Origin of the sequence: Desulfuribacillus stibiiarsenatis (genome assembly GCF_001742305.1) — a bacterium.
GTDB classification, from domain to species: domain Bacteria; phylum Bacillota; class Bacilli; order Desulfuribacillales; family Desulfuribacillaceae; genus Desulfuribacillus_A; species Desulfuribacillus_A stibiiarsenatis.
Window position 1 is genome coordinate 1 of record NZ_MJAT01000007.1, and the last position, 24,033, is coordinate 24,033.

Below are 24,033 nucleotides of genomic sequence, written 5' to 3' on the forward strand. Positions count from 1 at the left end.
GGTATTTATCTACAGTTCTTCTGTCTACCTGGAACTTCCTTGCTAATTCACTTTTGTTTATTTTCATATTGAGATTCTCCATGAGAAGTTTCAGTTTTGGTAAATCTGAGAGTCTAGTAATTTCAATTTCTGTTGTTATGTCTAGTTTTACATGCATACATTTCACCCCATAACCAGTATGCATGTAGGGTTGAAAATTGTACATTCTTATTCAATCAATTTTGTACATTATTAGCCTAGCATTTATACATCCATATCCCGCGAAAACTTTTGTTGCAATATATCAAAGTTGTCCTTGTAATGAATGACGATATTTACACGTGGAGCAACCTTCGCTTCTTGGGAAAAATCGAATAATTCGCCCTTATAGAATTTCCACTTAAATTGTGGAAAAGACAGGGTACCGTAATTCTCTTCCCACATCTTAGCCATATCGAATTCGTAAATATTACCTGTATCAGTAATAACCGTGTCGCCTGCCCACTGGTTTTTGCTCAGTACAATCCTTGGTGGGACCTTATTAATTATCACGGCATATTGCTTGTATTTAGCTAAAAATTCACTTTCTATTTCCATAGGAACATTAATGAAGTTTTTGGTATAAACGCTTTTCGGCCTTACAATAACAACAGGGAATCCATATTTATCTTCTAGGTCTTTTGAAATGAGAAGTAATCCGTTTTTGACTTTATTCTCGAGTTCTTGCTCTGAAAACAGATAGCTAAACATATCCGGTGATATGAGGAAGTTTCTACTCTTTTTCTCCCTTTGGATATGATAGAGTTTACCAATGATTTCTTTCAGTTGATATTGTTTCATTCCAGATAGGCCATGGAGCATTCTCACATACTTCATGTCCTTGTCTGTGAAATCTGTTGTCGCAAGTCCCGAAATCGCCTCTTTTCTTGCTACCCTACCAATTTCCTGAACATAGTCTGCTAGATTTCCCGTAGGAGCAAAATGATAAACAACTTCAATGTCACTGATATCAACACCCATGCCGAAGGCTTTGGTTGCTATCATGATACGGCTATTTCCATATTTGAATGCCTCTTGGGCCGCTTGTCGTTCTTCGGCATCTATACCTGCGTGGTACATACTAACTTTTCTTTGTGTGTGTTCATCCAGTGCATTGTAAATGTCATTGACCTGTTTTTTATATGGACAATAGACTATGGCCTTTTTGTTTTCTGATAGAAATTGCTGTATGCGTTCTCTTGTTTTCTCTATCTTAAAATCATCAACACTACCCTCTATTGACCGATGGGAATAGCTATGAATTTCAAATCCTATGTTATCCCTTCTAACATAGCCTAAGTATAAGTTATGGTTCCTTAAATTCAGGCTGGTAATGGTATCGAAGACCATATCCTCTGAACCCATATACACCGCCGTTGCTGTCAAGCATAATACAGGAAACTTCTTCTGATTAGCGACACGCATTTTATATAGGTAGTTACTCATAAACCAATAATCGGCACGAAAATCCCTTCCCCATGTCGTAACTAAATGTGCTTCATCTATTACAAATAGGCCTATTATTCGCTCGCCTATGATGTTCTCAATACTTGTTCCTAGTAGGAGTTCTGGAGATAAATAAATTAATGAAATTTCTCCTTCTTTTATTTTATTGATCCTTGTTTCCTTTTCCTGAAAGGATATATCGGAGTTAATGCTTGTAACATAGGATATTCCATGCTCTTCCTGTAGTTTGAGTACTTGGTCTAACATGAGTGCTTTCAATGGAGTAACTACGATGGTAACTGCATTATGCTTCTCTGCTAAATGAATGGCTGGCACTTGAAAAAGCAATGACTTTCCAGCGCCTGTTGGAGCTGTAACAAATATGTCGCTCCATTCCTCACTGCTATCTAACGCTTTAACGGATTGTTGTATTATGTCTGATATGATATGTCCCTGCGAAATATTGATTAAGTCGTTCGTATAATCTGGATTCCGATAGAATTTCAATTCGCGAAATGAACATTCTTTTCCCCAGTATTGATGCAGAATAGGAAGATGCTTATTTTCGTCAAGTCCTTCAAATTGGCTGAATTGGTTATGTTTAATTACCGTTAAACGAGCGTTGGATTTTTGATATAGGTAGGCAACTGAAGTTATTCTGCAAAGATCCTTTTCTGCATTTATAATCAGTTGAACATCTTGATATTGGCCATCCCTTTGTAGCCGATCCTTAAAGAGTACGAATTCAGCTTCTGACACAGATATTACTCGTGTGTTGGCCCTTTTATCCTCAAAATATATAGACTCTACGTCTTCTTGATCAGGATAGAAATTTATATTTTCAACCTCTTGATCTACGTGTCTATTTATGTACGCCACACCAATATGGTCATTGGAATATTTAATAGCGTGACTAAACAAACGGGTGTAGTCTTGAATATTACTGTCAGCTTCTGTCTTTTCACTGTTAAAGTATTGTAGAAGTTTGTCTTTGACCGTTTGTTCGATATCTACAATGTAGTAACGATCAAACAGGTTGTTATCTACAACTATAACATCGCCCTCGAATTGTTCTTTAATGTCATTGATAGATTCGCTTAATAACAAGAACTCCTCATAGTAGCCCCAGGTTACTTTTTTGTCTATCGTATAGAATAACCTCGGTAAATTTCTACTGTTTTCAATGAGTTTGGGGATATTTATATATCTGTCATCTGATGTGTTGGTATTTGATTGAAATTGATTAGGCTCAATACGAAGAACTTCTTGATAAAATATGTTGCTAAACCCTTTGAAAAATACTAACGTCCTGGTGCTTTTATGATTCCATTCTGCAAACAATTCTACTAATCTTTCAGATATTGCTACTGGTAATGTCATTATGATCCACCCTTTGTAAACGTATAATGTTTCCTTCTCCAACAGAAATGAAAATTCCTTCCATTTCAAGAAAATATTAATTACGTGTGTCTTTGCCGTTATGAATTAGTTTTGCTGATATCGTAGCAATTGGACACTGACAATATTCCGTCAGCGAATGTTAGTTCTTTTTGTTTAGTTTCTAACATGTGTTTTAGTGTAAATAAAAACTCCCTCAAAATAAGGGAGTGAAATTGATAATAGTAAAACTAATCTTTTTCATTATAAAGTTATTCATCAGTAATTACACAACTATAAACTCATCGTAGTAAAACTTATCTTTAATAAATGCTGCTAATAGATAACTTTCTTCTGTTACTCCTCGGAAAAGACATGCAGATTCTTTTAATTTTATCCTTATTATTTCGAAGTGATTTAGACCTTTACATTGCATAATCATAATTTTGTATTTTGCTTTGCTTTGGATTAGTTTTTCGTAGTCTTCCATGATTCGCTGCTCATTGCCCCATTCACTTTCTGCCACTAGTTCTACAGACTCTAATATTTGGCTTTGCGAACTATATTTTAACCATGAAACGTCATACATCCATTCACCATTTGTAGCATTTTTCACCGAGGCACAAGTTACGTATTTATGCTGATTACCTATTTCAACTAGTTTGGATAATATTTCTTTTGTCCAAACATTATCAGGTTCGTTTTTAAGAAGTAACCTGCCACAAGTATCACTTAATTCTCTTTTGATTCCTTCTAAAATATTGTACATAATCTATCTCCTTGTTCTTTTTCTAATATAAAATTATCACAGTCTCGATACATTTTTCGTGAGTACACACAGTCTTTATTCAATTGATTATGTATATTTTCAATTCACCCGTACGCTCTAAGTTGATTTTTCATTTCATCAACGATTTGTTGGTAACCCGTTAAATTTCCTTTGCCCAAAGTTGAATAGTAGTTTATATGCTTTTCTGCTGCACTTAATGCCTTCAACCATACTTCGTTACCATAATCTCTTCTGATACTCTCTAATAGATACTTATTTGTAGCGTTGTTAAATGCCCTTTTATATACTTTACCATCCATCATAGCTAGAAAAATGGTTATAAAGTCTTGAGCCGAACCTTCGTTCATACCCGTTCTTTGGGCTATTAAAATTTTACCTTCCACCCTAGAATAAACACCCGAAAAGACTTTTTTTGCTATTTCATAAGCCCCTTCGCTCATTTCAATTGTAATTTTCAATTATAACCCTCCACTTTTCATTAACTTCCTCAACGTTCTGCCTGTAACTTTTCCAGCAGCTCTTCGGGCAATTCTTTTACCAACTGTACCTCTTTTTACAGTGTTAATGTCTCCAAGTATTTTTGCGATTCCATAAAGAGCTTTGCGAACTTTATTGATGCTCAAGTCTAACACCAACCTTCATTGAGATAATCTTGTATTCTACTTATATATTTATATCCTACTAAAATAATAATGACATAAGTCTGTCAGTGAACAAATGTTTTATATTTCGTATAAATTTAACCATTTCCGCAAGGATTCCTTCTGCTTTTCTCTATAGTAAGCTGGCTCGAAAATTTGTGCATCCGGACCATATTGATTTAACCACTGGAGGAATTCCCGCGCACTATTGACTGTTATTTGAAAGATGATTGATCCGTCTGATTGTTTCGTAATTTTGGGTATTACAAACAGTTCTTCTTCGAGAATATACCTAGCTACATCTAGAGAAAATCGAATTTTAAAATGGATGGATTCTTCTCCTCGCTCTATGGACCAAGTATTTTTCAAATATGCGTGTAAATCAAAGTTATTCATCTGGTAAGTTGTAGGAAGTACATTTAACCTTTTAAAACGGCTCACGCGGAATGTTCGAATTCCTTTGGCACGATGGCAGTATCCTATTAGGTAGAAGCGATGTTCCCTCGGTACTAAGTAGTATGGATCAATCGTTCGAGTCGTTGTCTCATCACGGCTTTGGGTGTGATAGATGGTTTCAATCTGCTTATTTTCTAAAATGGCTTGAACGATGTCTTCTAAGTACATTGTTTTTGTATCTGATGAAGTAGATCTACCCATATAAAACAGTGTATTAATTCGTTTCGCTAGATCTATGGACTTTGCTTGCTTTTCTTTATATGCCGTTGCCATGACTTTGTCGTACGCATTGAGTAGTGCTGGGGTATTGTCCTTCATATCTAGAATAATTGAATGAAGTAATGCAAAGGCCAATGTTTCATCATCCGTCCAATCTAATGGATAGAGGGAAAAATTACTATTGTAACGATATCCTTTTCCATAGCCTTCACAGGTAATAGGAATATGGGCTGCCGATAAATAATCTAAATCGCGAAAAATAGTACGCTCCGTGGTCTCACATCGCACTGCCAGTTCCTTTGACCGTATTCCTGGTTTTGACTGTACAAGTGTTATAATCTTTAGTAAGCGTATGAGCTGTTCTTTCACGAGAAACCTCCTATTTGTTCTAAACATAGTTATTTATGCCTAATAATATTTAATATTCTTAATTTCATGTGATATCAAATTCGCCACTTATTGCCATTTCCCTTTTAATTATAGAAATTATTTACAAATAGACGCCTTGTTTGTGAGACAAGACGTCTAAATATATCCTTAATGATTTAAAATGTGTGGGTTGCTACATCTATTCTTTTTGATGCTTCAACAACCCTTTGCAGTGCCGCCTTATGGGTGTATAACGCCTCTGCAATATCTAGCAACCATTCTCTGCTGAAATCTCTCTCTATTATACTTCTCGTTCTAGGATCTCTAATATGCCTTAGTGCATTTCGTTGATTTCTACAGATCTCATAGTTGCTCTTATAAGACCATTCCTGATTTGATAAGAGTTGAAGGCAACAATCAAAAATGATTGCATCACTTTTGTTATAGAAACTCAATCTCGGCCTTCTTGTTCCGTGACCATCACAACTGAAATCTGTTCTTAGGCCTATTTCATTAACCCTTCTAACAATTCCAGCCATATACGTATCCATGATTTTTATATCATCATGGGGCCCACCTTCAGCACCTGTGTGTAATTGTTCTATGGCATTAAACCAAGTATCTTCATCCACTATTTCTTTAATTCTTAAACTTTGATAACCTGTTATTTCAAATGCAACACCTACTGTTTGTAAAATTTTCATTAAATACTTCACGTTGTCTTCTGTTTCCATTTCAAGCTTAATTTCACTCTTTCCTATTTCAAAAACAAAACCACTTTTAATCAATAGATTCTCCCAGCTTTTCAATAGAGTAGTTTCCATTCTTCTCAACCTTTCATGTTTTGAAATATTCTTCGTACTGTTGACTATTCAGATTATGCGATTTCATATCGATTCGATAGTGCAAATACATTCGGATTGTGGTTAATCAAATGTAATGCTTGTAATACAAAGTCTGATGTCTGTTGAGCATGTATTATGTTAAGTATTTCTCTATTAGTGTGTTCATTCTGGTATCCTACGGATAGATTAACAGAGTTAATACCTAATCTAGCATATACTGCTGTATCACTTAATCCACCAGTAGTTGCCTTCCAATCCTCCATACCAATAGATGTACTTACGTATTCATAGAAGTCTCCGACAGCCCGATGGCAAAACGTTGTGCTCCTATTATTGATGACAATATCCCTTGAACCTCTACGATCTACTACAATGGCAGCATTGACGCCTTCAAGCCAATGTGGGTTTATCATGCTTGATCCAATGCACCCTACTTCTTCTTGGACGGTAAATGAGACCTTGATTGTTCCGTTGAATCTAGTAGACTCGACTCTTCTTAATACATCTAGTATTACTGCAATTCCTGCCCGATCATCTGCTCCGAGGATTCCTTCACTGGATGTTAGTATATCGCCTTCTCTAATAATCTCTCGATTGGAAGAGAATGTTCCTGCCGTGTCCATGTGGGCAGATAATAGAATAGTCATGCCCTGTTGATTACCAACCTTTTTCTCAGCGAGAAGATTGCCAGCTTCGTCGTTCCAGTGAGAATCAACTAAGTTTTTTAGTGCTTGTGTTAGGTATTTTGTTACTTCCTGTTCTTGCCCACTTGCACCGTTGATTGATAGTAACTCTAGTAATTGTTGTTCGAATAGATTCATATTGAAAACCTCCTATGTTTGATATCTTTATTAAAACAAAAAAGCCGTTACCAGGTGGTAACGGCTCCTTAAAATATAAGGAAGTCTAAATAATCGTAAAAATTGCTATATTAATTTCAATGCTCCAAATATATCGCCCATTTACATTTATAATATATGAATTGTTCTCTACTGAATCTTTTAATATACTACGCAATTTCGCACGTATCTTACTTATATTTTTTCTAATTGTTGAATCACCAAGATCTCTATTATTGTCGAGCCAAACAAATTCTTTTATTTGTTCTTTAGAGACTGGTTCATTGTGTTGTAATAGAAGTTGTAAAATCCTTGCTTCTACAGGTTGGATTGTAATAGTTTTTTGGTTATATTGTACATAAGGACCTTGTTGTGTATTATCCAATATCAATATATGCCTATTATCAATATCTTCTAAGAATTCATCCCGACCCTCAGAGTCATATAACTTTCGTTCTCCTTTATTGGTTACTAATAAATATGGCTTATTCGGAGAACTGTTCATAGATGCAATAGCATTCTCGATCAATGTGATTTCTAGATACCCTAACTTTTCATTTAATTTCACAGCCTTAGTAATGTACTCCTGACCTTTACTATCTTGCAAGTTTCTTGAATAACTAACAGCTAATAAGCAGTATAATTTTATCTTTCTAACATCAGACAGTTCATCAAAACGCTGTAACGCAATAGCTGTTTCTCCGTCCTCAATAACTGCCATATCATCACCATACAACTTGGCAATATGGGCTAAATGAAAATATGGCCTTGGATTTTGGGGATCTATGTTTCTCGCTAACCAAAGATGTTCTGAAGCTTTTTGATATTCACTTTTCTTTTTTCGAAAGTAGGCTAGCTCCACATGTATTTCAGCTAACTCCATTCTATATTGCAATTGGTTATCAGGGTCAGCCATGATAAGTTCCTCAATAATCTCTACTCCTTCTACGTACCAAGACTGGGTAAATAGTTGCTTGTCAGACCATTGACGCTTTTGCTCTTTTAATATATGTACCTTGTTCGTAAGAACCCCCTCCTATTCACAGAATATCTTTAATCCTACCTACGACGCCACTCTCTAGCATCACTTTTATACCATGTGGATGAGTAGCTGATTTCGTGAGGACCTTTTGCACAACACCTTCTGTTAATTTCCCTGAGCGTTGATCCTGCTTTTGAACGACGCGTACCCTTGTTCCTATCTGTATATGAGCTCTTTCCATATCATTTATCACTCCAATTACCATCTATTTCCTTTGCGAAATACTACATCTTCCTCTCATTTGAGGAAGTTCTCAGACCAGGACTTGTCTAGAATATACCGCAATGTCATAATGGATTCAAGTAAGTATATTTGTCATGGTACGATGTACAACACGTTATTAAAATTATTATTAAAAATTCTAATGTGTTTTTAATCTTGTATCAATTGGATTCAAATACTTTCCATTTATACTGACCATAGTAAGAAAACTTACATGTTAAATAAGGAGGATATTATTATGGTTACGTTAGAACTTGTAGAGAAATTACGAGATCGCACAGGCGTATCTTACGAAGAAGCGAAAAAAGCATTAGAGGAAACAAACGGTGACATTTTAGAAGCTGTAATTAATTTAGAAAGACAAAATCGTATCAAAACGCCGCATAATGGCGGGTATTACCATTCACGCTCATCGCAACAAGCAAGTCAACAAACTGCTGTTGTGACAATTGCCAATCGCGAAGGCAGTGAGAATGGGTCAGGCTTTGGAGATGCTGTGAAAGGGTTCTTCCGATGGATGGGAAGAATTATACACAAAGGTAACACTAACAATTTTACAGTGATGAGAAATGGCGAAAAAATCACCTCTATTCCATTAACTGCATTAGCTCTACTTTTATTCTTTGCCTTTTGGATTATACTTCCTATTGCGATCATCTGTTTATTCTTCGGATATCGTTACTCTTTTGAAGGTCCAGAGGCTACTCCTTCTGTAAATCGTGCAATGGATACTGTTGCTGATGCTGCAGAGAACTTAAAGAACGATATCAAAAACGAAATCAACAAATAATCCCATACTACTTACGAAGGATTAAGGTGAAGATATGGAGAGTATTCTAATCATTGAAGATGAGGAAAAAATAGCAAGATTTACGCAATTAGAGCTTGAGTACGAGGGCTATCATGTGGAAAAGGCGCTAAATGGTAGAGATGGGTTGGAAATGGTAAAGCAGAATGCTTATGATCTAATCCTTTTAGATGTCATGCTGCCAGGTTTAAATGGTATCGAAGTATTGCGCCGTATTCGACAGTTTTCCGACATTCCTGTAATTCTCTTAACTGCTCGCGACACTGTAATCGATAAGGTCACTGGCCTAGATAGTGGCGCAGATGATTACATAACGAAGCCATTTGCTATTGAAGAGCTTCTTGCTCGGATTCGTGCCACAATGCGTAAAAAACATACAGTATCGGTACCCGTAGCGCCACAGGTGCTGCGGGTTGGTCCGCTACATCTTGATCCGATTCGTAGAGAAGCCAGAATAAATCAACAACTGATTGACCTTACTAAGCGGGAATTCGATTTGCTACAATATTTGTTAGAAAATAAAAATATTGTTCTTCAACGAGAAATTCTTTTAGAAAAAATATGGGGTTATGATTTCGCGGGCGGCTCTAACGCAGTCGATGTATACATTCGATATTTACGAGCGAAGATTGAAGATCCATTCAACCTTAAATTGATTCAGACAGTACGAGGAGTGGGATATGTGATTCGTGATGAGTAATACTGTGAAACATAAACCAAAGAAACTAGGGACTTCCCTAACGCTTCGCTTAAATATGCGGATGTTCGCGATACTACTTTCCGCATTTTTTTCTATTAATATGCTACTAATATTACTGGCGATAGGTAGTACAGTTTATACTACTGAAGAACGTGCACAACAAGTGCTAGAGTCTTTCAAAGAATCTAATGTATTCAGTGATAATGCAGAACAAACAGAGCTCACAATCAGTGGATTTACCCTGCAACCTATAGATATTATACCTGATGATGGATTCCACCTACCACATGGTATCCAAAAACACCTACCTATCAATGATACTGAGGCGCTTCGTGGTATTGCAGCTTTTGATACGGCTAAGTATGAAATCCGATTCAAAGAATGGGTACAACAAATCACGTATTATATTTATGTAAATATAGAAGATTCTACTTATAAGATTCACTATCAAATTGGCAATGACTTGTATCGTTTATTGATATTATCTATTATTATACTCGTAGCTGAGCTTCTCCTATTATTAAAAGGCTTAATAAAAGGTTCCTTATCTATCCGTAAAGTTCTTAGACCTATATCTGAAATGGCAGAAACAGCCATGTCTTTAAATGCACAAGTAACTTCTATGAACAATACAGATTATGGTAGTATTCAGAATTTGGCAGGTGCTATTAGTACCATAGACGCTAGTCATCTGGACCAACGCATTTCTATTGATGAATCACAGCATGAATTAAAAGAGCTTGCTCAAGCAATCAACCTGATGCTCAATCGCATTAGTGCATCTTATCAATCTCAGGTAAGATTTGTCTCGGATGCTTCCCATGAATTAAGGACTCCGATTTCTGTCATTCAAGGTTATGTAAATCTATTAGACCGCTGGGGGAAAAATGATGAAAAAACGCTACAGGAATCAATCGATGCTATAAAAAGTGAAACAGAGAATATGAAGCGTTTAGTTGAGCACTTACTCTTCCTAGCCCGTGGGGATAATGAGTCGATGCAGCTTCACTTAGTTCCATTTGATATCTGCGACCTGGTTGAAGAAATTATCCGAGAAGCACAGATGATTGATATATCGCACCGGTTTGAAGTGCAGCTAGCCCGACCCGTCACTATTGTTGCAGATCGACAATTAATAAAACAATCGATTCGTATTTTGCTAGATAATAGCATTAAGTATACGCCCGCCAATGAAACAATAACACTTAAGGTTAATAAAGATCATCAACAAGTGAAAGTAACTGTTCAAGATCACGGAATTGGGATTTCGCCTGAGGATCTCCCTCATATCTTTGACCGTTTCTATCGCTCTGATGAATCACGGGCACGGAAAACTGGTGGTTCCGGGCTTGGCTTATCAATTGCGAAGTGGATTGTGGAACGCCATGGCGGACATTTTGAAGTCCTCAGTCGATTAGATATCGGCACGAGAACAAGTATTATATTACCAACGTAAAAAAGCCCATAAGGGCTTTTTTATCATTTTTAGTACTATTATTTGCCTTTCTTATCTTGCTCCACCGCCTCCACCACCACTGAAACCACCGCCACCTCCGCCTGAAAAGCCGCCACCCCCACCTGAACCTGAAGATGTCTGGCTGGTAGCTGTAGATATTGACTGTTGGATGCTCTTGGTTACGGAATTGGTCATATTCTCAAAGCTATTTGTGAAATCGGTGAAGTCCCCATTATTCGTGTTCAAATAATACCATCCATAGCCAAAACGGTGATTACCTTGCTCCATCGAAGGAAACACGATATTTAACTGCTTAATTACTTCTTTCGCTACACCTAAAGAAATCGCGTACACAAGGTAGTGCTCCCATATGACTAAAGACGGAATATCATGCTTATCCATATTGGAGAAGTGCTGCAGGAAACGTCTAAATGCCTTCCACCTTACAAATTGCTCCTGCCCTTCTGGGGAGCGCCTAGCATGAAATGCAACGCCAATCATGCATAGGATACCAGTAATCATTGCAGAAATTGTCAGAGCAATAAAAGGACCTAGAGTGATTACTTGCCAAATCAATGTAATAAATCCAATTAAGAATAATACTATCCCTGGCATCACATGTTTCAATACTTTTCCGCCTGAATGCTGATCAAAGAATCCTAACTCATCACCACGTTTTTTTAACGCTTCTGACCAATCATTCCAAAAACTCGCAAACACAGTCCTTTTACGTTTTGCATAGCTCTCTATTTGTTGAAATGTCAAAGTTGGTTTCTTATTAGCTATTTCATGAAATAAAAATACTAAGAGACGATTCTCATGATTTAGTAGGCTCTGCACTTTTCCCGTTAATACTTCATCGAATGTAAATGAACCTGAATCAATTATTGTAAGTTGATAAGTTTTCGTTGGTTTCTTGCGTAGAATTCCTTTTGCCTCATTAGTAATCTCGTCAATTCTGACATATCCTCGCCTTACCAGATCAAGTATCGTTGCCGTTAGATCTGCCGGGGTAATTTGTTTGAAACGCCATAACACGGCCATTTCAGCTGGCGTATACTGAGCTGGAAGCTCTCGATAATAATCCCCTTGAAAATCTGTTGTATATGATTTGGAATAGCGAATCGCACTGATTATCGTGTATATTAGACCTCCAAAAAATAGCATTGCTGTTAGTATCCAATTCATTTCCGCGTACAGACGTTGGCTATTCGCATCGTCCGCCCACTTCTGTTCTTGCTCTAAGATATTTGGTAATGCAGCTTCATTTGTAAAACGATTCCCTTGAGGAACTAATTCCCTAGGAAAAGTGACCCTGCCCGTAAGGTAGGTTTTCGCAGGTAGTCCTGATATTTCCCAAATCACCTGTCTATGGTTTTCGATTGATACGTTTCCATGAAGTGGTCCATGGCCCCAAGCGCGGATGTCTTCTACTGATGCGCCATCAGGTAACCGAAGTGTAACTTGCACATAATCTATACGTTGTTCCCATTGATCGCCAATAAATTGATAATACAATTCCGCAATATCATCGTGAACCTTTACGACGTTCAAGACTTTATATTGTAGTGTAAAAGTTCTTACTTCATCTGTAGCGTCAAAGCTCCAGTCAATATAGGTAGAATCGCCACGATCTTGTATGATATAGGTCCCGGATGGACCAAACTCATCTCCAGGATGAAAAGAGTACTCTTGACCTTCCTCAGAAACCAATATATCTACAATTTGTTCACCAGATTGCTTATTGATCCACTGATATAGACCACTAAACGTTCCGTTAAAATTGGTAGTTCGTTGCTCTGTCACAACCATCGAACCGTCTTTTTGGACTTCTGCAAGGATTTCTAGTTTAGGAAAGTGATAGCTCCGTGCTTCTACGACATCTTGCATAGTACCTATGGTTAGAATGGCAACAAAAATACAAATGAAGATTCTGACAATATGCTGAAAATTCATGTAACTCCTTCCTTTCTATTCTTATTCCTTACTATTACTACGAAATTCAACAGCAACAGCCTCACGTGCTTCCCGTTCTGTTAAACTGAAATACTCAGAGGAATAAAAGTTAAAGATACCTGCAAATAAATTATAAGGAAACATTTCAATCCTAGTATTATACTTTTGTACCGTGTCATTATAAAATTGGCGCGCAAAAGCAATATTACCTTCCGTATTCACAAGTTCCTGCTGTAGTTTTTGAAAATTCACATCCGCCTTCAGTTCCGGATACTTCTCTGCCACAGCAAATAGATTTTTCAATGTTGCTGTCAAAATTGATTCTGCACCCGCCTGCTCCTGTACATTTTGAGAAGATAATGCTCCCACTCGAGCTTTCGTAACATTCTCTAATGTTTCTTGTTCATGGTTGGCGTATGCCTTAACTGTGTCGATTAGATTTGGAATCAATTCATATCTTCTGTGTAATTCTACCTCAATCTGCGCCCAGGAGTTTTTTACCCTTTGCCGTAATGTTACAAATTGATTGTATATAAAAATAATGATAATTCCAGTGATTGCTAAGAATGCTATTGTTAATGTCGTCATACAACACCTCCGGAACTTAGCTATGATTATTCATAGCCTAGTTTTACATATATTCGCCTTTTCTCAACGACTTCCTGTTAAAAAAGAAAAATACCTATGTATGTTCTAGGTATCATGCGTGTAATTTACTCTCTAGTTAAATGATTCGCTGATCTCCATAGATGGTAAGCTAAACGGTCCAACCAATGGATGGTTTGCACTAAATGAATTGCCTCATCTACTTTTAATAGAGTTTGTTGGTCTGCTGCATTCCTGTAAATTTCTTTTCTTCCTTCTTTACGAATCTCAGCTATCGTCCGAGATTGTTCAGCTAATTGCTCTAGTAGTTCTTCCGGTAGATTATAACTCTCTTCCTCAATTTCTACATCTTGATATGTCGCTGTTAAACGGCGAATAATATGATCGATATTCATGTTCTTAGCAGCTGCTTGAGTCGGATTATATTCTTCCTTCATCACATGTAAAACGCGCTCAATATGATCGATGGAGTGTACTAGGGAGATGTATTCCTCTTTTGACTCAATACTATCACTTACTGTCAATAAGAAATTCTGAATATCCACTAACGCTCTTTCTAAAAGTTCTAATTTGTTATTCTTTGAAGCACTGACTTTCATATTCGTAATGGCTGATAACGCTACGTCTACTATGTCAATCCATAAGTCCAATAATGCCCTTCTTGCAGCCTCTATCCCAACAGGTCCTACAGTAGCTAAACTCTTGTGCAAGTATTGACAATGTGTATCTTCCTCGTCTGGGAATATCTTAAGTACCACAGCTTTAAACCATGGAAGGATTAAGACAATCGCTATAGCTCCAATGACGTTAAAGACGGTATGAAAAAGCGCTAATGTTGTTGCTAATTCATCAATATAGATTGCTTCACTAATGACAAACACTAGACGAATCAACCACGGCAAGAATACTAAAGCTATGATTCCAGTAAGTAAATTGAATAAAATATGTGCAGTAGCTGTTTGTTTCGATGCAACAGTACCACCTAGTGTTGCTAGATATGCTTTAATGGTAGTTCCAACGTTCTGTCCTATAACAAGAATAGCTGCTTGTTCAAGACCAATCACTCCTGTATGAAGGGCTGTTAAAGTCGTCACAACTGCAGCGGAAGAGGATTGCATCACTACAGTCATAACAATCCCAATTAGAACAAGGGCTGGCATTACCCACCACTGATCCCCTGAAAACCTAGTCAAGTCGATATAATTTGTGAAATCTGACATTCCATCTTGTAATACTGAAATCCCTAGGAATATTAATCCAAAACCAGCAAGGGCATATCCTTGAGGACCCAAGCGATTGCTACTTAGTAACTTCATTAGAATACCGACACCAATCACCGGTAGTGCAATCGCTCCCATATTAACTTTGAAACCAATAATAGTTACAATCCAACCTGTGCTAGTGCTACCTAGATTCGCACCGATGATTACACCGATGGCCTGGGTAAATGTTAACAGCCCCGCACTCACAAAACCTATTGTCATAAATGTAGTAGCACTTGATGATTGAATAATTGCAGTTATGGTCGCTCCTGAAAATATCGAAGAAAACGTTCCACCAGTGAATTTACTTAGCCAGTTTTTCAGTGACTCCCCAGCTAAAGCCTTTAACCCTTCTGTCATTAAATTCATCCCTAGAAGAAATAAACCGATTCCTCCTAGAATTAAAGCAAATGTACTCAAACAAATCACCTTCAGTCTTTTCTATGTTGGTACTGATATTTTAAAAGTATTTTCATTCGGTTCATATTGTTAAGCAAAGATTACTAAGCTTGCAGCCATCAAGACCATACCAGCCACCAACCCATACATTGCAACATGGTGCTCCCCGTACTTCTCTGCTGTCGGTAATAATTGATCAAGAGATATGAAAACCATAATTCCCGCGACTGACGCAAATACAAAACCAAAAACAGCATCATTGATAAATTGCATCAGAACAAAAAACGCAAGTAAAGCTCCTATCGGTTCTGCCAGACCCGACGAAAAAGATAGAGCCAAAGCTTTCTTTTTACTACCAGTCGCATAATATAGCGGCACCGAAACTGCAATACCTTCAGGAATGTTATGAATTGCAATTGCAATCGCGATTGTGACTCCTAGCATCGGGTCTTGTAAGGTAGCCATAAATGTCGCAATCCCTTCGGGGAAGTTATGTATAGTAATCGCAATAGCCGAAAAAATACCTAATCGATAAAATTTTCTCTTCTTTATTTCTTCTTCACAGTTCATATCTGATTCTAGACCATTATTCAACTCATGTGGATTGTCATTAGACGGTACTAGTTTATCGATAATAGCGATAAAAGCCATTCCAGCAAAAAACGCTACTGTCGTCATAAAGTAACCAAAGGTTTCTCCATAAAAATCCGACATTGCTTCATTGGCCTTTGGAAATATTTCAATCATAGATACATACAGCATTACACCTGCTGAGAAACCTAAGGATCCTGCTAGAAACTTAGGAGTTGTTCCCTTTGTGAAAAATGCTATTAGCCCTCCAATTCCAGTAGAAAGCCCAGCAAATGTTGTTATACCTAAAGCGAAAAGCACTTCTGGGGTAAACATATTCCCACCTCCAACTCTATCATTTCATTATACTCTAAACTACTTGAAAATTCTAAAATAAAAAAACCTCATCAAATCGATGAGGTTTTTTCAATGGTTGCGGGAACAGGACTTGAACCTGTGACCTTCGGGTTATGAGCCCGACGAGCTACCAACTGCTCCATCCCGCGTCATTTAGTATTTATATATCTATATTACAGTAACCTTACCTTTATGTCAAATCGCCTAATTTTCTCTAACACATTATAGGTAACTTACATATAATAAGAAAAACATAATACACTAACGTTAGGATGGTGATTTGCTTGCCTAACTGGCTATTTGTTCAACTTAGAAAAGCTTTTTACCAAAGAGATAAATATCAAATTAAGATGTTAAACAAATGTTGGTTCCGTTACAAATAAGCATCAAAACCAAGATCATCGATTAAGTTTTTTATGTCTTCTGGTATTATTATCTCCTCAGTATATGTAACAGTTGCTGTTTTGTCAGCTAGATTCACTTCCGCTTTTGTAATTCCCTCAACAGCATTTAGGGTATTCTCAATTGACATTTTACAATGTCCGCAAGACATACCTTCTACTTTTATTAATATCGTTTTCATTTTCGTTTCCCTCCCAATTGGGTCCCATGAATACTTCATGAGGCTCTTTTTTCTATGTTAATAGGAGTTCATCTAATTGTCAAATTGAAATGTTAAATATTCTTCAGAGTAAATTATGAAGAAATTCCTATTGAACTACTCAGCTATTTTATATTACTATAGAGATAAATATTGTTATTAATGATTATGTTTATTTACTAGGGATAAAATGAAGATAAAAAGAAGATAAAAATACACTAAATGAGGTGGTTTGTATGACACAGGAAAAGAAGATTCTCGTTGTAGATGATGAACCAAAGATTGTTGATATCGTTTCCCTTTATTTAAAAAAGGACGGCTTTTTAGTAAAAACAGCTTACAATGGTAAAGAAGCATTAAAAGTGTTTCGCGAATGGAAGCCTTCGTTGATTATTCTTGATTTGATGATGCCAGAAATGACTGGCGAACAAACTTGTGAGGCCATTCGAAAAGAATCTAACGTACCTATTATCATGCTTACGGCAAAGAGTGATGAAAATGAGCGAATTAAGGGTCTATCCATCGGTGCTGACGATTATCTTGTCAAACCTTTTAGTCCTCGCGAGTTAGTCGTCAGGGTGCGCACTGTTCTTCGTCGTTTCCAACCAAATGAAGTAATGGCGGATATCTTAACATTTAATGATGGTGATTTAGAAATCGATGCAACTCGTCATGAAGTAAAACTCGGAGGTAAAGTTATAGATTTAACGCCGAATGAATTTAAACTTTTATTAGTGCTTGCTAAGAATCCTAATCGTATCTTTACAAGAACAGAATTGCTTGAAAAAGTCCAAGGCTATAACTTTGAAGGATATGACCGTACGATTGATGCTCATATTAAAAATCTTAGGAAGAAAATTGAGATTGATCAAAAGAATCCAAAGTATGTACGTACGGTATATGGTATGGGTTATAAATTTGAAGGGGTCTAGGAATGAAAGGGTTAGCGCCTAAAATTACACTTGCTTTTTTATTTGCAATTGTAGTAACTCTACTATTGTATAGTTTGATATTGAATCAATCGATTGACGAACAATTTAATCAATACATACAAGCTACCATTCGGGCTAATAATGAACGGATAGCAAATGCGTTAGCCTTTGCTTATGAACAGGACGGGCAATGGTATGCCGATACAGGTGCTGATGTGGCGACTTTTGTGAAATCAGACAATATTAGTCTACGAGTTCGTGATACTAGTAATTTTGTCGTATGGAATTCAATTAGCTACCACAAAGACTTAGCACAATTATTCTCTTTACAACCCGATGATAAGATTCACACTATCACCTACCCAATCTCAGTCAATCGAGAGATTGTAGGATATGTAGATATTACTTATCTAGGCACAATCCCACTAACAGATATTGATTCTGGTTTTCGAAACTCTGTCAATAAATCTCTTATTTCTACCGCAATATTTTCTACTATATTTGCGATATTTTTAAGTATCATATTCTCAAGTGGCATTACGATGCCTTTGATGAAAATGACGAAAATAGCCATCCAGCTCCGTAAAGGCGATTTGAAACATCGTATGGCCGTTGGGGCTAGTAATGATGAAGTGTCAGAGCTTGCAATTGCTATTAACCACTTAGCAGAAACGCTTGAAAGAGAAGAAAAGCTAAGAAAGAATATAACCGCAGATATCGCTCATGAGTTAAGAACTCCACTCATGACCCTGCAAGGACAGCTTGAGGCAATCATTGATGGGATTCTCGATCCAACCCCTGAGACCTTAACGAGCTGTCAAGAGGAAGTAATCCGTTTAACTTCCCTAGTAAGTGATTTAGAACAGTTAACAACAGCCGAGAGCGCCTCTTTAGAGCTAGATCAAGAAGTTTTATCTCTATCTGATTTGACACATCAAATTGTTGATAGCTTCCAAGGACAATTTCGTCAGAAAGACATAGCCCTTTCTTTCTATGCTAACAAAAAATCTTATGTACTCGCAGATAAGCGTAAACTAACACAAATCCTGATCAATTTGATTTCCAATGCTTTGAAATATAGTGAGCCAACGGACAAGGTATCCATAAAGCTAATGCAATCCGATGATATTATTACGCTTAAAATCATTGACACTGGTTTAGGGATATCTGCTGAAGATTTACCATATATTTTTGAAAGATTTTATCGTGGAGATAAATCGAGAAATCGAGAAACTGGTGGTTCCGGTATTGGTCTAGCTATAGTAAAAAGTCTTGTAGATGCACATCACTGGAAAATCGAAATTGAAAGCACACTCCAGAAAGGGACAACCGTCACCCTTACGATGCCGGCGGCTCAACCAATTGATATTGAATCATAAATAAACTTATACTATCTGATACTATAAAATTAAGAGCTGAAAGCTTATCGTTACATTTTGATAAGCTTTCAGCCCTTATTATTATATGCTTCTAATCGATTCGATTGGATCTAAGTTCGCTGCACGCATAGCTGGATAAAGGGCGGCCAATACACTAATAAAGCTTCCTAAGCCAGTGATATATAGTAAAGACTGCCATGGAACAAACAGCGTTAAACTCTCTGCTTCAATGCGATATATAACATAATTACCCGCTATAATCCCTATAATCGTGGCAAACACAATCGCAATAAGCACTAGAGTAATCGTTTCCATTAAGATCACTTTTGCAATATGCGATTTACGGAATCCTGCTGTACGCATAATCCCAAATTCCCTCACTCGTTCATTGACAGACGAAATCATCGTTGTCATGACAAGAAATAACCCTACAATCGTAATCGTAATAATTGTGAAGTTTGTATATCCTTTAAATTCTTGGAATAAATTCTGTCTCGCTTCCATACTCCCTTGTTGAATCTTTACTTGCGTATTCGGTGCTTGTAAAGAGATACGCTCAACTATCGAGTGTACTTCCTCCATACTACTTGTATTGATGTGAAGCTCCATTACGTTTCTTACATCTTGGGCTGGAAATATACTTTCCCAATATTTTCGATCTATATATACAAGGAAATCTGTCTCATTTCCTTGCTCTTCAATGATTGCATACTGTTCTATCTCAATCACTGAAGATTCAAAACCAAGTTTAATCTCATCGCAATTCTCTTCGTCTTCGTGTAAATCATTCTTTTCTACCACTATTTCTACATTGGTTTGTTGGCCATGTTCCGAATGCTTTTCTGGAAGCTGCCCATAAAGTGTAATATTATGATTATAACCAAGTAGTATCCCATCATTAAGAACTCTTTTTAAAGTATCTTGATCAACTGCCCAATAACTCTTAGATGCTACTTCCTTTTCCAAATCAGTAATTACGAATAGTGCATCTTGATTATTAATTGACCCCAATACTACAGACTTAACGATTGACGTATGATTATATCCTTGAAGGATATTTTGAATCAATGTCAGGTCTTCGTTTGCTAAAAACGAGCTTTCTTGAAGGTTATCACTTGCAATCGTAATTCCATTATAGACTAGGTTAATTTCTTCGCTATAAGGGCTGATTAACAGGTTAATTCCATGTTTTCGCAAATTTTGGTCAATTGAATCCTCTAAATATTCCGTCACACTCATTAACGTGATAATTGTAATAAATCCAAGGGCCAATCCTGTAAGTAGAAAAAAAGATTTACCCTTACGTTCCACTATACTTTTATGTGCAATATCCAACAGTTTCATAGGAGATCACTCTCCTTTACTTCTGTAGGTATCGGATTCAATCAAGCCATCACGTATGACAACCACCCTTGAAACGTACTCAACTGTTTCCGGATTATGGGTAACCATAATGATTGTATGGCCTTGTTTGTTCAATGACTTAAATAGCTCTAATATTTCTTCGCCAGTTTTCGTATCTAAGCTTCCCGTAGGTTCATCGGCAAATACAATCGGTGGATTGTTGACGATTGCTCTTGCAATTGCTACTCTCTGCTGCTCTCCTCCGGACATCTCATTAGGAAGGCGATGTTTCTTATTTAATAGACCTACTTTATCTAGCACCTGTTCAGCCATAGTCAATTGTTCTTTCCCACTGTACTTACTTACGGATAATGGTAGCATAACATTTTCTATGGCTGACAGATATGGCAATAAGTGCATCTGTTGAAAGACAAAGCCCGTATATGAATAACGGAAATCTGCACGTCGTTCTTGTGATAATTGATAGATATCAATATCATCTATCATAAGTTTACCAGTACTAGGAGGGTTTAAAGTTCCTAAAATCGTTAGAAGTGTACTCTTTCCTGAACCTGAAGGTCCCATTAAGGATACAAACTCTCCCCGTTCAATAGTTAAATCAACCTTTTGTAAGGCAGTAAATGATACGCCTTTGCTGTCATATACCTTTGTAACATCCTTTAATTGAATGAAACTCATATCATAACCCCTCACATCTATATTTTTAATGCTTCGACCGGATCAATTTTCGTAGCACGAATTATTGGAACTAGACTTGCTAAGATTGTTAATCCAACAGTAGCAGCAACCGAAGTCAGACCTAACGTCCAACTATAAGTAATCGTCAGAGGAATATGAATCAAGTAAGGAGTAATGAAATCAGCGAAAAATGTTCCTAGGCTGTACCCTACTAGGCCTCCAACCGTACCTAATATGAGTGCTTCTGTTAAAAGCATTTCAAAAATATATAATCTTCTATATCCTACTGCTCTTAAGATCCCAATTTCTACCCTACGATCATATACATAATTCATCATGGTCATGCCAATGACGAAACTGCTAATAATGATAATGACAATCGTGCCAATCACCATAAATTCTTGAATTCTCTCTACTGTATCTGTTCTCATTTTCACTGATTCTTGTAGGCCAGTTACATTAGAATGTGGTAGAACATGACGGATTTGCTCAGTAATTTCAGGTAACGGACACGTACTACATAGAGCAGCCACTTCAATGAACGATATACGTTCCCCGTGATTCTTAATATCTTGCAACGTTAACAATGGCAAAAATAAAATCTGATCTTCATCCGTACCGTTCCGTTCTAATACCCCAGTAATTTGAAATTCCTTATTTTCTAGGATAAGAGTACCTCCAACGGTCTTTTTAAGCTTTTGGGCTAATTCATAACCAAGCAGAACTTCGTTTTCTTTGAATGGAAGCTTGCCTTGCCAATTCCACCAAGGCTTAAGCTGTTCTTCAAATTGAAAATATATTCCTAATAGCAGAGCTTTCTGCTGATTGTCAATGACTCCGACATCGACTAATTTAGGAGATACAACGGCAATACTGTCTCGATCATGAATTTGGTATACTTTCATATAGTCATCAGCAATCAAATGATTCGCTTCCGTGTTTTTGCTGGATAAAGAGACCCCCCCATATGACAAATCATGATCTGACGATGCAGCTGAAATGATAATATTAGGACCCAACTTATCAAAGGTATCTCCAATTTCAAGGCTCATGGAACGATTGAGTTGATATAAGGTATTCACTATGGCCACTGCTGTAACAAGGATTAAGATAAGAAATAAGGCGCGTTGACGGCGCCTTAAAATACTTTTTATAGCTATTGCTTCTAGTCTCATAGCCACACCTCTTCTATTTTTAACATTCAATAATCATAATGTTAGAACTCGCGTGGTTTCCAATCTTTAATTTGCTGAAATGGAATTTGAATCTCGTCTCCTAGCACTTCGTAATAGATTTCTTCAGGAGGATGATCTAAGCAACCACCACTAACTCCGACTAGTGGCTCCATCGTCCAAATCGTACCACAAGATTCACAGATAATTTGATCTCTTACTCCGTCTATTCTAAACGTTTCTGATCTGCACGGTTCACAGATACTAAAAGCAACTACTAACCTTCCTGAAGGTGCAATAAAAGAAGTAATTGGCATATAGCTGTCCCCAACAGGAACTTGCGAATAAATTAAACCAGCTGCTTCTACTTCCTGTAATGAAAGAATTACTTTATCTCCATCTAAGTGATTTTCCACTTGCGTCATTGGAGTCACTGTTCCATAATCAAAGGCAGCTCCAGTATTAAAATCTCCCGGCGTATAACGACCTCTCGCAATATCTTCTTCACCTGATAAGAAGTAAACTGCTAATCCTGCCACGATCAAGATCACGATTCCTACTACTACAAGATTCAACCCTTTGTTACGTTTACCATCAGAGAATTCTTGTTTCTTATCTTGTACCAATGAAATCCCCTCCAATTTTTTTAAAGTATTATTCTGAATTACTTTTTCGATTCTAAAGACTGTAGTTGTTCACTAATTACGTCTAATTCCTTAGCAAGCTGTGATTGTCTTCTTCCAAGTGATAGAGTGTAAAAGAAAATCATCGTCCAGATGATGAAATATGCTGCAAATAAATAGTTTAAGCCCATGATTTACATCCCCTTTACATAGCGTTTTTTAGTTTATCTTTAATCTCATTTACTTTGTTTCTCATATTACCAATGGCTATACCCTTTTGTAACAGGTAGAAATATAAGAATGTAAACGTTATTACACTAAGAATTAGCGTAAATAACATCTCTGGGGCAAGTCCACCGCCACCTTCTTTTATCACAGTAGGATGTAGCTTAGAGTTCCACCATTTAATTGAGAAGAACACAATTGGCACATCAATAAACCCTATGATTCCAAATACTGCAGATAATCTGGCTTTCTTTTCCCATTCCATATCTGATACACGGATCATAATATAAGCGATATAGATAAACCAAAGGATTAGCGTAGTCGTTAATCTAGGTTCCCAAGACCACCAAGCATTCCAAGAAGATCTTCCCCAAATTGGACCAGTAGTCAAAACGATTGTAGTGAATAATACTCCAATCTCTGCTGATGCAACAGCGATTACATCATATACACGACTTCTCTTCAGTAAAAAAATTATACTTGTGACAAATACCACGAAAAACGCAAAAAAAGCTAACCATGCAGATGCTACGTGAAAGTAAAAAATCTTTTGTACAACTCCTAGACGTACATCTTCTGGAGTATAAATAAATATGAAATATAGTGACACACTGACAAGTACAAAGGTTATCCAACCTAAGATTTTATGCCAGTTTCCCAAACTAATCGATTGATTCACA

Annotated in this window: 26 protein-coding genes, 1 tRNA gene and 1 pseudogene; 6 read left to right on the forward strand and 22 right to left on the reverse strand. The window is 36.9% G+C overall.

Annotated elements, in window-relative coordinates; genetic code table 11:
• The 10 genes and pseudogenes from BHU72_RS16130 to BHU72_RS04830 all read right to left on the reverse strand — a co-directional run.
• Positions 1-157: pseudogene (locus BHU72_RS16130) on the reverse strand (IS21 family transposase); the annotation flags it as partial.
• Positions 158-243: 86 nt separating this feature from the next.
• Complete coding sequence (locus BHU72_RS04795) at positions 244-2,844, reverse strand: helicase-related protein (protein WP_069701506.1); 2,601 nt, start codon at positions 2,842-2,844, stop codon at positions 244-246.
• A gap of 283 nt (positions 2,845-3,127) precedes the next feature.
• On the reverse strand, positions 3,128-3,610 hold the full coding sequence (locus BHU72_RS04800; RefSeq protein ID WP_069701507.1) for a hypothetical protein: 483 nt from the start codon (positions 3,608-3,610) through the stop codon (positions 3,128-3,130).
• A gap of 104 nt (positions 3,611-3,714) precedes the next feature.
• Positions 3,715-4,089, reverse strand: coding sequence for a hypothetical protein (locus BHU72_RS04805; protein WP_069701508.1), 375 nt, complete (start codon positions 4,087-4,089; stop codon positions 3,715-3,717).
• On the reverse strand, positions 4,090-4,254 hold the full coding sequence (locus tag BHU72_RS15795; RefSeq protein ID WP_176720404.1) for a hypothetical protein: 165 nt from the start codon (positions 4,252-4,254) through the stop codon (positions 4,090-4,092).
• Between the two features lie 99 nt (positions 4,255-4,353).
• On the reverse strand, positions 4,354-5,316 hold the full coding sequence (locus tag BHU72_RS04810; protein WP_069701509.1) for a helix-turn-helix transcriptional regulator: 963 nt from the start codon (positions 5,314-5,316) through the stop codon (positions 4,354-4,356).
• Positions 5,317-5,492: 176 nt separating this feature from the next.
• Positions 5,493-6,140, reverse strand: coding sequence for a hypothetical protein (locus BHU72_RS04815; protein ID WP_069701510.1), 648 nt, complete (start codon positions 6,138-6,140; stop codon positions 5,493-5,495).
• A gap of 53 nt (positions 6,141-6,193) precedes the next feature.
• Positions 6,194-6,982 carry a M28 family peptidase gene (locus BHU72_RS04820; RefSeq protein ID WP_069701511.1) on the reverse strand — a complete coding sequence of 263 codons (789 nt, stop codon included), beginning with the start codon at positions 6,980-6,982 and terminating at the stop codon, positions 6,194-6,196.
• A gap of 85 nt (positions 6,983-7,067) precedes the next feature.
• Positions 7,068-7,916 carry a helix-turn-helix domain-containing protein gene (locus BHU72_RS04825; protein WP_069701512.1) on the reverse strand — a complete coding sequence of 283 codons (849 nt, stop codon included), beginning with the start codon at positions 7,914-7,916 and terminating at the stop codon, positions 7,068-7,070.
• A gap of 124 nt (positions 7,917-8,040) precedes the next feature.
• Positions 8,041-8,223, reverse strand: a complete 183-nt coding sequence (locus BHU72_RS04830) for a YwbE family protein (RefSeq protein WP_069701513.1) — start codon at positions 8,221-8,223, stop codon at positions 8,041-8,043.
• A gap of 279 nt (positions 8,224-8,502) precedes the next feature.
• Between BHU72_RS04830 and BHU72_RS04835 the strand changes: the two genes are divergently transcribed.
• The 3 genes from BHU72_RS04835 (at position 8,503) to BHU72_RS04845 (ending at position 11,228) form a co-directional block, all read left to right on the forward strand.
• Positions 8,503-9,054: a DUF4342 domain-containing protein gene (locus BHU72_RS04835; RefSeq protein WP_083248262.1), complete on the forward strand. Its 552-nt coding sequence runs from the start codon at positions 8,503-8,505 to the stop codon at positions 9,052-9,054.
• A 34-nt stretch (positions 9,055-9,088) separates the two neighbouring features.
• Entirely contained in the window at positions 9,089-9,772 is a 684-nt protein-coding gene (locus BHU72_RS04840) for a response regulator transcription factor (RefSeq protein WP_069701514.1), read from the forward strand.
• A gap of 61 nt (positions 9,773-9,833) precedes the next feature.
• A complete protein-coding gene (locus BHU72_RS04845; protein WP_218076100.1) occupies positions 9,834-11,228 on the forward strand; it encodes a sensor histidine kinase in 1,395 nt (464 codons plus the stop codon).
• A 51-nt stretch (positions 11,229-11,279) separates the two neighbouring features.
• On the opposite strand, the gene BHU72_RS15800 is transcribed toward BHU72_RS04845, so the two are convergent.
• From BHU72_RS15800 to BHU72_RS04870, 5 genes are all read right to left on the reverse strand, one after another.
• Entirely contained in the window at positions 11,280-13,184 is a 1,905-nt protein-coding gene (locus BHU72_RS15800; protein WP_069701516.1) for a DUF2207 domain-containing protein, read from the reverse strand.
• Positions 13,185-13,205: 21 nt separating this feature from the next.
• Positions 13,206-13,772: a LemA family protein gene (locus BHU72_RS04855; protein ID WP_069701517.1), complete on the reverse strand. Its 567-nt coding sequence runs from the start codon at positions 13,770-13,772 to the stop codon at positions 13,206-13,208.
• A 125-nt stretch (positions 13,773-13,897) separates the two neighbouring features.
• Positions 13,898-15,472, reverse strand: coding sequence for a Na/Pi cotransporter family protein (locus BHU72_RS04860; RefSeq protein WP_069701518.1), 1,575 nt, complete (start codon positions 15,470-15,472; stop codon positions 13,898-13,900).
• Between the two features lie 69 nt (positions 15,473-15,541).
• Entirely contained in the window at positions 15,542-16,357 is an 816-nt protein-coding gene (gene zupT, locus BHU72_RS04865; RefSeq protein ID WP_069701519.1) for a zinc transporter ZupT, read from the reverse strand.
• A gap of 94 nt (positions 16,358-16,451) precedes the next feature.
• A tRNA-Met gene (locus BHU72_RS04870) sits at positions 16,452-16,527 on the reverse strand.
• Positions 16,528-16,662: 135 nt separating this feature from the next.
• On the opposite strand from BHU72_RS04870, the gene cmpA reads away from it, so the two are divergent.
• A complete protein-coding gene (cmpA, locus tag BHU72_RS15605; RefSeq protein WP_141709250.1) occupies positions 16,663-16,761 on the forward strand; it encodes a cortex morphogenetic protein CmpA in 99 nt (32 codons plus the stop codon).
• On the opposite strand, the gene BHU72_RS04875 is transcribed toward cmpA, so the two are convergent.
• Entirely contained in the window at positions 16,752-16,961 is a 210-nt protein-coding gene (locus tag BHU72_RS04875; protein WP_069701520.1) for a heavy-metal-associated domain-containing protein, read from the reverse strand. The genes cmpA and BHU72_RS04875 overlap by 10 nt on opposite strands.
• 254 nt (positions 16,962-17,215) lie before the next feature.
• On the opposite strand from BHU72_RS04875, the gene BHU72_RS04880 reads away from it, so the two are divergent.
• Together BHU72_RS04880 and BHU72_RS04885 are read left to right on the forward strand one after the other, a co-directional pair.
• Positions 17,216-17,911, forward strand: a complete 696-nt coding sequence (locus BHU72_RS04880) for a response regulator (RefSeq protein WP_069701521.1) — start codon at positions 17,216-17,218, stop codon at positions 17,909-17,911.
• Between the two features lie 2 nt (positions 17,912-17,913).
• Entirely contained in the window at positions 17,914-19,290 is a 1,377-nt protein-coding gene (locus tag BHU72_RS04885; protein WP_069701522.1) for a sensor histidine kinase, read from the forward strand.
• Positions 19,291-19,371: 81 nt separating this feature from the next.
• Here BHU72_RS04885 and BHU72_RS04890 read toward each other — a convergent pair whose 3' ends face one another.
• From BHU72_RS04890 to ccsA, 6 genes are read right to left on the reverse strand one after another with little or no spacing between them, the layout of a single operon-like run.
• A complete protein-coding gene (locus tag BHU72_RS04890; RefSeq protein WP_069701523.1) occupies positions 19,372-20,634 on the reverse strand; it encodes an ABC transporter permease in 1,263 nt (420 codons plus the stop codon).
• A 6-nt stretch (positions 20,635-20,640) separates the two neighbouring features.
• Positions 20,641-21,333: an ABC transporter ATP-binding protein gene (locus BHU72_RS04895; protein ID WP_069701524.1), complete on the reverse strand. Its 693-nt coding sequence runs from the start codon at positions 21,331-21,333 to the stop codon at positions 20,641-20,643.
• Positions 21,334-21,350: 17 nt separating this feature from the next.
• Entirely contained in the window at positions 21,351-22,508 is a 1,158-nt protein-coding gene (locus BHU72_RS04900; protein WP_069701525.1) for an ABC transporter permease, read from the reverse strand.
• Between the two features lie 41 nt (positions 22,509-22,549).
• Positions 22,550-23,131 carry a Fe-S-containing protein gene (locus BHU72_RS04905; RefSeq protein WP_069701526.1) on the reverse strand — a complete coding sequence of 194 codons (582 nt, stop codon included), beginning with the start codon at positions 23,129-23,131 and terminating at the stop codon, positions 22,550-22,552.
• A gap of 38 nt (positions 23,132-23,169) precedes the next feature.
• Positions 23,170-23,319: a CcmD family protein gene (locus BHU72_RS15400; RefSeq protein ID WP_083248263.1), complete on the reverse strand. Its 150-nt coding sequence runs from the start codon at positions 23,317-23,319 to the stop codon at positions 23,170-23,172.
• A gap of 14 nt (positions 23,320-23,333) precedes the next feature.
• Complete coding sequence (ccsA, locus tag BHU72_RS04910) at positions 23,334-24,032, reverse strand: cytochrome c biogenesis protein CcsA (RefSeq protein WP_083248264.1); 699 nt, start codon at positions 24,030-24,032, stop codon at positions 23,334-23,336.
• Position 24,033: the final 1 nt, after the last annotated feature.